This window comes from Sphingosinicella soli (genome assembly GCF_014199685.1).
In the GTDB taxonomy this organism is placed as follows: domain Bacteria; phylum Pseudomonadota; class Alphaproteobacteria; order Sphingomonadales; family Sphingomonadaceae; genus Sphingosinicella; species Sphingosinicella soli.
Window position 1 is genome coordinate 1 of the sequence record NZ_JACHNZ010000069.1, and the last position, 8160, is coordinate 8160.

Annotated in this window: 8 protein-coding genes; 4 read left to right on the forward strand and 4 right to left on the reverse strand. The window is 61.5% G+C overall.

Annotated features, from left to right (window positions below; genetic code table 11):
• The first annotated feature begins 86 nt into the window (after nt 1-86).
• Entirely contained in the window at nt 87-2645 is a 2559-nt protein-coding gene (gene traA / locus GGQ98_RS17725; protein ID WP_184071943.1) for a Ti-type conjugative transfer relaxase TraA, read from the forward strand.
• Between the two features lie 86 nt (nt 2646-2731).
• On the opposite strand, the gene GGQ98_RS17730 is transcribed toward traA, so the two are convergent.
• The 4 genes from GGQ98_RS17730 to GGQ98_RS17745 form a co-directional block, all read right to left on the reverse strand.
• Nucleotides 2732-2908, reverse strand: coding sequence for a hypothetical protein (locus GGQ98_RS17730; RefSeq protein WP_184071945.1), 177 nt, complete (start codon nt 2906-2908; stop codon nt 2732-2734).
• Between the two features lie 89 nt (nt 2909-2997).
• Nucleotides 2998-3648 (reverse strand): PilZ domain-containing protein, encoded by a 651-nt coding sequence (locus GGQ98_RS17735; protein ID WP_184071947.1) that lies wholly within the window; start codon nt 3646-3648, stop codon nt 2998-3000.
• Between the two features lie 99 nt (nt 3649-3747).
• Complete coding sequence (locus GGQ98_RS17740) at nt 3748-4422, reverse strand: hypothetical protein (RefSeq protein WP_184071949.1); 675 nt, start codon at nt 4420-4422, stop codon at nt 3748-3750.
• Between the two features lie 89 nt (nt 4423-4511).
• Entirely contained in the window at nt 4512-5063 is a 552-nt protein-coding gene (locus tag GGQ98_RS17745; RefSeq protein ID WP_243451992.1) for an RNA polymerase sigma factor, read from the reverse strand.
• A 125-nt stretch (nt 5064-5188) separates the two neighbouring features.
• Here GGQ98_RS17745 and GGQ98_RS17750 point away from each other — a divergent pair, with 125 nt between their 5' ends.
• The 3 genes from GGQ98_RS17750 to GGQ98_RS17760 all read left to right on the forward strand — a co-directional run.
• Nucleotides 5189-6793, forward strand: a complete 1605-nt coding sequence (locus tag GGQ98_RS17750; protein ID WP_184071951.1) for a S8 family serine peptidase — start codon at nt 5189-5191, stop codon at nt 6791-6793.
• Nucleotides 6794-6957: 164 nt separating this feature from the next.
• A complete protein-coding gene (locus tag GGQ98_RS17755; RefSeq protein ID WP_184071953.1) occupies nt 6958-7662 on the forward strand; it encodes a hypothetical protein in 705 nt (234 codons plus the stop codon).
• Between the two features lie 76 nt (nt 7663-7738).
• Nucleotides 7739-8160 (forward strand): hypothetical protein (locus GGQ98_RS17760; RefSeq protein WP_184071955.1); only part of this gene is annotated, 422 nt, incomplete at its 3' end.

An 8160-nucleotide genomic window follows, 5' to 3' on the forward strand; every position in this document is an offset into this window, starting at 1 on the left:
CCCGGTCCCTCGCGAGATTCGATCTTGTGAGGGCGCGCTTATACGTCGTGCCGACGTGGCTTTTGAAGTGTAGATGGATGGCCGCAATGGCAATCTTCCATCTCTCGGTCAAAGTCATCAGCCGCGCTGCCGGGCGGAGTGCGGTCGCGGCCGCCGCCTATCGATCCGCCGAGCGGCTGCACGACGAGCGACTCGATCGGGCGCACGACTTCACCAACAAGTCGGGCGTCGTGCACAGCGAAGTGCTGCCCCCCGAGAACGCACCCGATGAATGGCACAATCGAGAGCAGCTGTGGAATGACGTCGAGGCGTTCGAGAAACGCAAGGACGCGCAGCTGTCGCGCGAGGTCGAGTTCGCGATCCCGCGCGAGATGAACCAGCAGCAGGGCATCGAGCTGGCCCGCGACTTCGTGCAGCGCGAGTTTGTCGATCAGGGCATGGTCGCCGACCTCAATGTCCATTGGGACATCGGCGCCGACGGACTGGCCAAACCGCACGCCCATGTCATGCTGACGATGCGCGAGATCGTCGTCGGCGAAGATGGTGAAGCGCGCTTCGGCCCAAAGGTCCGCGAGTGGAACCGCACCGAACTGGTCGAGCAATGGCGCGAGCGATGGGCCGATCATGTGAACACTCGCCTCGCCGAACTCGACATCGACGCGCGTGTCGATCATCGCAGCCTCGCGGCGCAGGGCATTGCGCTCGAACCGCAGGCCAAGATCGGTCCCGCCGCATCGCGCATGGGCGATCGCGGCCTTGAAGCCGAACGGCTCGCCGAGCATCGCGAGATTGCGCAGCGCAATGGCGAGCGGATCATCGCCGACCCGCGCGTGGCGCTCGACGCGATCACCCACGGCCAAGCGACGTTCACGATACGCGACCTCGCGAAGTTCGCGCATCGCCACAGCGACGGACGCGAGCAATATGACGCCGTCCTCGGCGCAGTGCGATCATCGCCCGACCTGGTCGCGCTCGGCCAGGACGGGCGCGGCGAGGAACGGTTCACCTCGCGCGATATGATCGAGACCGAGCAGCAGTTGCACCGCGCCGCCGAAGCAATGGCAGGGCGCGAACGGCACCGTGTCGCGGCCGCCGACCGGGACCGCGCCTTGCGTCAAGCGGCTGAGAGCGGGATGGTCCTCTCGGGTGAGCAGCGCGCGGCGTTCCACCATGTGACCGATCGCGGCGATCTTCGCATAGTCGTCGGCTATGCTGGGACCGGCAAGAGCGCGATGCTCGGCGTCGCGCGCGAGGCTTGGGAAGCTGCCGGGCTGAACGTGCGCGGCGCCGCCTTGTCGGGCATCGCTGCCGAAGGGCTGGAGAATGGTTCGGGCATCGCCTCGCGCACGATTGCGAGCCTGGAACATGGTTGGGCGCAGGGCCGCGATCTGCTGACATCGCGCGACGTGTTGGTGATCGACGAGGCCGGAATGGTTGGCACGCGCCAGATAGAGCGGGTGCTGTCGCACGCTGCCGATGTCGGCGCCAAAGTCGTGCTGGTCGGCGATCCCCAGCAGCTGCAATCGATCGAAGCGGGCGCGGCGTTCCGCGCGCTCCACGAACGGCATGGCGGTGTTGAAATCACCGAGGTGCGGCGCCAGCGAGCGGAGTGGCAGCGCGAAGCCACGCGCGCGCTGGCGACGGGCCGCACCGGTGATGCGATCCGCGCCTATGACGCCGCGGCTATGGTGCGCGCCGCCGAGACGCGGGAAGCGGCGCGCACGGACCTCCTAGAGCAATGGGATCGCGACCGGAAGCGCGATCCAGACGCCAGCCGCATCATCCTCACCCACACCAATGACGAGGTGCGCGCGCTCAACGAGGAAGCGCGGGAGCGGATGCGCGCATCGGGCGACCTCGGCGCCGACGTTGCGGTCAAGGTCGAGCGCGGCGACCGGATGTTTGCGGCTGGCGACCGCGTCATCTTCCTGCGCAACGAGCGCAGCCTGGCGGTGAAGAACGGCACGCTCGGGACGATCGAACAGGTCAGCGACCGCGGCATGACGGTGACCACCGGCAACGGGCGGTCGGTGGCGTTCGACCTCAAAGATTATGCCCATGTCGATCATGGCTATGCGGCGACGATCCACAAGGCGCAGGGCATGACGGTGGACCGCGCCCATGTGCTGGCAACGCCAGGGATGGATAGCCACAGCGCCTATGTCGGGCTCAGCCGCCACCGTGACGGTGTGAGCCTCCATTATGGCCGCGACGACTTCAAGGATCAGGGCAAGCTGGTTCGTACCCTCAGCCGCGAGCGCGCCAAGGACATGGCGGCGGACTATGCCAAGGCCGACCCGGCGCGGGCGTTTGCCGAGCGGCGCGGGATCGCCTTGCGCGAGCGCATCGCCGAAACCGCGAAAAAGCTTCCCGAGACCCTGTCCCGAGCGGGTCAAGGGATTGCCCGGCAAGTCCCCGAAAAGGCGCGCAGAAACGGAAGGTGCGCTGCACAATCCAAGTTGGACACGCGGAGATCTGAAAGATTTACCGCTAACGAAGCCAAGATAGGCGAGGGCGTTACCATCGCCGTAGCGCCTGGCATCAAAAGACAGATGCCCGCCAGCCTCTCCCCACTCGTGTTTTCCGTAGTTTCCTACGCCACAAAGATCGATAAAATTCGGTCTTTGCATTCTGCAAGGGCGTGAGAACCGCTGCGCGTTGCCCAATCTTCCACCAACTAGGTGCTTCGATAGGGAAATCCGTCACGATTTTCGTTGGATCACCGCGATCATCAGTCATATGTGCCTGCTTCCGGCACCTCATATTCCTTTTCGGGCACCTCGGTTTCACTTTGCGGCATGCCATTAGCTGATTCATGCTGCAAGATTTCGTCGTAAGGCTCGGAGGCTTGCATATTTTCAGTGCAACCTGCGGTCAATGCCATCGCGATGGGTACGAGAATTCTCAAAACAGGGCCCTCCTCTCTCGTCAGTCGATGTGCGCGCCGGATCCGAACGCGTGCATTCGCCGCTCGCCGCCACTTTCTGGTGTCAACAATCAATCGGTCGGTTGCGACCGTCCAGCGAGGCGACAACCGAAATATCGGACGCTTTCCAGATCCGAGATGGCGAAGGGCGATTTCAATTGAACGCCAGCTTCCCCGTTGCGCGTCCAGCGAATGATGCCGCTTCGGCGGAGCCCATCTCTCAGCGCCAGGTCAACGCCTGCGCCGACTTTCAATGCTCCGGTGACGGCAATTTCGGCGCCGTTTTGCGAAAGTGACACTACTTCGACCTTCAACCATTGCTCTTCAGTCAGCAGTTGCCCTAGGCACGAGACGGTCAGTCGCAGCGGGCGATAACGCTCCGATTCCTGTTCAGCGATAAGCTGCCCCATCACTTCCCCGTGCCGAATCGGGCGATCAAACGCGACTCCGCATCGCCCGTCGCCGGACCAGACAACCCGGCCCCACAGGCAGATGGTGTCGGACAGGCTGATCAGAAGCTTCTCGTTCGGCCGTACGTACAGGCCAACGTCGAACATCATCCCGCGGTCGTACATGCTGCGGACCGGCCAAAGTCCACAGTCGTTTGGCCCTTCGACCTTTGCTAGTCGGTAGATCATTCGCTGCGGGCCAACCTCTTCCGGTTGATGATCGTCATGGTATACCGGATTCTCCAATGACGACTGTTTACTGGGATTGTTCATGCATCATCCGCCCTTCGACGGACCCACGCGCTTGCGGGGCGATTGGTGCGTTCTCGCGTTAACGGTCGAAGCACAATCATAGCGCCGCCCAAGCGATCATTACTGGACACGTTGCCTGTCATCGGTCGCCGGGTCTTGCCATTTCATTCTGATGGCTCGTTCTTCGGCGCTCTGGTCAAGCGTCTCGCCTTCGATCGCCTCGACCAAAGCGTCGAGTGGTCGGTCAGAGCTCACGGCAGCAAAACCGCTTTCCCGGCGGGGCGCATTCGCAAAGGCGGATATTGTCCAATCTCCGTCATCCTTGCAGGCAAAAATATGCCGATCCTGTTCGATGCCAGGAGCATCAACGATCGCCTCTCGGCAGAATGAGCCCGACGCCTTACGCAAGCTGAGTTGCACATCGAGACGATGGTCAGGGTCGATAGGAATGGCCAAGCCCCCTCGTGCTTGATCAAGGGCACCGGACAAGTCGGCTGATGCGATGAGTTGCCCGTCCTCAACACTAATGAGTGCTTGCGACGACGGGGCGCTGGTAACATACAATCCAATTACAACCGACGCGGCCATCGACGCCCCGATCGCCCATCGCGAGATCGTTGACTTGCGCGAGGCCCGGCGCGCAGCGAGGCTGGTGACACGTCCCGCCGATGATGAGAAAGTCGCGCGGTCGATCATGGCGACCCAAGCGTCGGGAATCGGCTCCTTGAGGTCGTCGGCGAAGCTCTCACGCGCCGCGTCAGCCAGCAAAATCTGCTGGATCAACTGTTCCGCCACGCGGGAATCCGAACGGAGGAGGTGTCCGACTCTGTCTCGATCGGCCGACGATAGCGACCCGTCGAGGAATGCGAGCAGCATTTCTGGCGTCACTGACATCCGAACACCTTTTCTGTAAGCATTGCGCGCGCGCGGGATAATCTGCTCATGACGGTGCCCATCGGAAGCCCGAGCGTTTCCGATGCGTCCTGATATGACAGGCCGTCCACCAGAACGAGCATGACGACCGCGCGCTGATCGTCGGGAAGGTTCTCGATCGCTCGCCGCGTTGCCGCGAGATCGATCCGCATCTCCGCAACCTCGCGTCCATCTTCGCCCATCAGATCTTCGAGCGCATCTTCCGGCACGGCAATTCCTTTCGCTCGTTCGGTCCGGCATGTGTCGATCCAAAGGTTTTGAGCTATTCTGTACATCCAGCTGTCGAGCCTCGTCCCGGGCCTGAAACTCTCAATGCTTGCGAGCGCCTTTGCCACCGTCGATTGAGCCAGGTCGTCCCCAGCATCCTCGTCACCCGCAGCCAAGGATCGCGTATACCGCCGCAAGCGCGGCAGAAACGCGATCAACTCCCCTCGCAAATCGGCATCAAGCGTGCTATTACTTTTCATCAACCATTTTCCTAAACAACGGCTCGGCGAATACATTATTCCGTCACGTCAGGAATATTCTGCCGTCAACAAAGTTATAATTAACGGAGCCGCCGTCGATGTGCCTCCCTCGGAAACGGAGCGAATGAATGCAGTCGGAGGTAAGCCATATGAGGAAGTGTTTGCTCGCTGCCGTTATGTTCGCGACCTTTACCGCAGCTTCCTACGTCAAGGCCAGCGACGAAGTTGAGGAACCGTCCGACGACGTGGGGGACGACGATGCCGATGAAGCGGCCGATGATGCTGCCGACGACGCGACCGATGATGACATTGATGATGCGAGCGAGGATGCCGCGGATGAGGCGGCCGATAACGCCCCTGACGAGGCTGCGGATGACGCAGACGATCCAGGCGAGGAGGCGGTCGAAGAGGTGGGTGACGCTGCGGAGGATGCAGCGGAAGATGCCGCAGAGGATGCGATCGACCCTTCGTCCGACGACGAAATGGACGATTCGCTCGGTGACGCTGCCGATGCCGATGACGACGAAGCGGCTTCCGACATCGAAGATACGGATGCGGTCGGCGACGATGCGGCCGACGAACCGCTTGAGCTTGAGCCGGACGACGAAGCGGCCTCTGAAAATGAGGACGATACTGACGTCTCTGAGAGTGAGGAAACGAATGCGGGTGACGAGCCAGGCGAACTCAACTCCGATGCTGATAGCGGCCCGCGCCCAAGCGCGCTATCGCCGGAAGCCACCAAGGTTGGTAGCGCCGAGCCGTTCCATGTTGAAATCGACGAAAATGGTGATGAAGTCGTTGCCGACGAAGTCTTGGCACTGGTTGCCGATGCCGACGAACTCCAAACTCTTCAAGAAGCCGGGTTCGAATCAAGGATCATAGAGCTGCTACCCACATTGGGGTTGCAGCTTGTCAGCATAAAAGTGGAACCATCGCAGGCGCGGGAGGTCATAGAACGCCTGAAAAACGCCGCGCCGAAAATTATGGTCACGCGTAACCACCTGTTTGCAGCAGGCGCCATCGGAGCGATTGCTCCGCAACGGTCGAATATCAGGCGAAATACGGATCGTCGCGGCACCGTCGGTCTTATCGACGGCACGGTCAAACGCAGCGTATTCGGCAATTCCCTTGGGATGCGGACCGCCAATTTCGGGCTGGAGAATAGCGCCGTGGGCCATGGAACGGCTGTCGCCAGCAGGCTTTCAGACGCAGGTGTCAGACGAGTTTACTCTGCAAACATTTTTCACGGCCGCCGAGCGCCGGCGGTCGCACTCCTTCGTGCGCTCGAATGGATGGCGTATGAAAAGGTCCCGGTGATCAACATCAGTCTTGCCGGCCCGGAAAATCAGCTGGTGAACCGCGCAATAAAGATTCTTGTCGATCGAGGTCATGCGGTCGTCGCGGCCGTCGGCAACAACGGCCCCGCTTCGCCGCCGCTCTTTCCTGCCGCGGTGCCGGGCGTCGTTGCCGTTACCGCAGTTGATCGCCAGGGCCGAATTTATCGCCGCGCCAATCATGGCACTCATATTGCCTTTGCTGCTCCAGGGGTCGACGTTTCGACCGTCGACGACCAAGGCGTTATGCGCTCCTCAAGTGGAACGTCATTTGCCGCGCCGGTCGTGAGCGCTCGTATCGCGCGCACCCTTGCAGTGCCGGACGTCAAACAGCGCAACCGCGCGGTCGCTGATATTGCGAAAGTGGCGCTGGATCGCGGCAAACCTGGCCGGGATTCTGTCTTTGGATACGGCATTATCGGATTCCGCTGAGGCGCGTACGCCAGGTTTCTTTCGCGAACTAACGCGCCGACGGCCGCGAAATAATCGCGTGTCTCGGGAATAACTTCTTAATGGCTCCGTTGTAGGATTGTTACGCTATTCTCCCGCCTGCGGTGCGAAGCGTCGCAAGCCACTGAATTTCAAAGGAGCGAAGAATGAACACGAAAAATATCCTTGCAGCAGGTACGGCCGCAATCGCCCTGCTCTCCGGCACGGTGGTCGCCCAAACGCAGCCGGCCGCGCAAAGCACGAGCTCCGACACAAGCACGAGCGAGACGGACCAGAGCACTGACTCGTCGGTTGACAGCGACGGGTCGGATCGAAGCGCCGACGCCAGCACACCCGATACCGATCGCAGCGAAGACGAGAGCCGGGACACATCCGGCTTTGACTTCAGTTCTGACGCGAGCGGTCCGGGCTTCGACACGAGCACCGACGTGAGCGTCGACTTCGATGACGATGACGATGACGATGATGACATGGATGATGACGGCAACGACAGCGATGACGATGGCGACAACGATGCCGCCGACGATCTGAGCGATGCTGCGGAAGACGCAGCCGATGCGGCCGAAGACGCCGCAGAGGCCGCCGACGAGGCTGCTGAAGACGCCGCAGACGAGGCCGAAGACGCCGCAGACGAGGCCGAAGACGCCGCGGATGAAGCGGCTGACGAAGCCGAGGATGCCGCCGACGAAGCCGAGGACGCTGCGGATGAAGCGGCTGAAGATGCCGAGGAAGCGGCTGAAGATGCCGCCGACGAAGCCGAGGACGCTGCGGATGAAGCGGCTGAAGATGCCGAGGAAGCGGCTGAAGATGCCGAGGACGACGGCGACGACGACGGCGACGGCGACGGCTAATTCATCCAACACGAGAATGTGGACGGTGCGCCTATATTCGGGGGCGCCGTCCTTCGCATTAGTAAGGGGCAAATCAATGCGCAGAATTTCCAGTTTGTTTATCGGGACCATGGTGGTGACATCCAGCCCTGCCATGGCGCAGGAGGTGTCGCTCGAAATCGAGGTCGGCGCGCTTTACGATAGCCATCTGACCTTTGAAGAAGCGGACGCCGAACAGCAGCAGGGGGATGTCGGCGCACGCCTGCGCGCCGATGTAAAGGTGGTTCCGGTGGACACGAAGTCGTTTGAACTCGATTTTCGCTACACGTTCGACCAGACGCTCTATGCGGACTTCGACGAATTCGACATCCAGTCCCACCGACTGGGGGCGGGGGTGCAGACTCGTATCGGCGGAGCGCGCTTAAGCCTGGATTATGATTTCAGGCATATTCGCCTAGGCGGTGACGCTCTCTACGACGAGCATTCGCTCACGCCGAGCATTGCCGGCTTTGTTGCCAA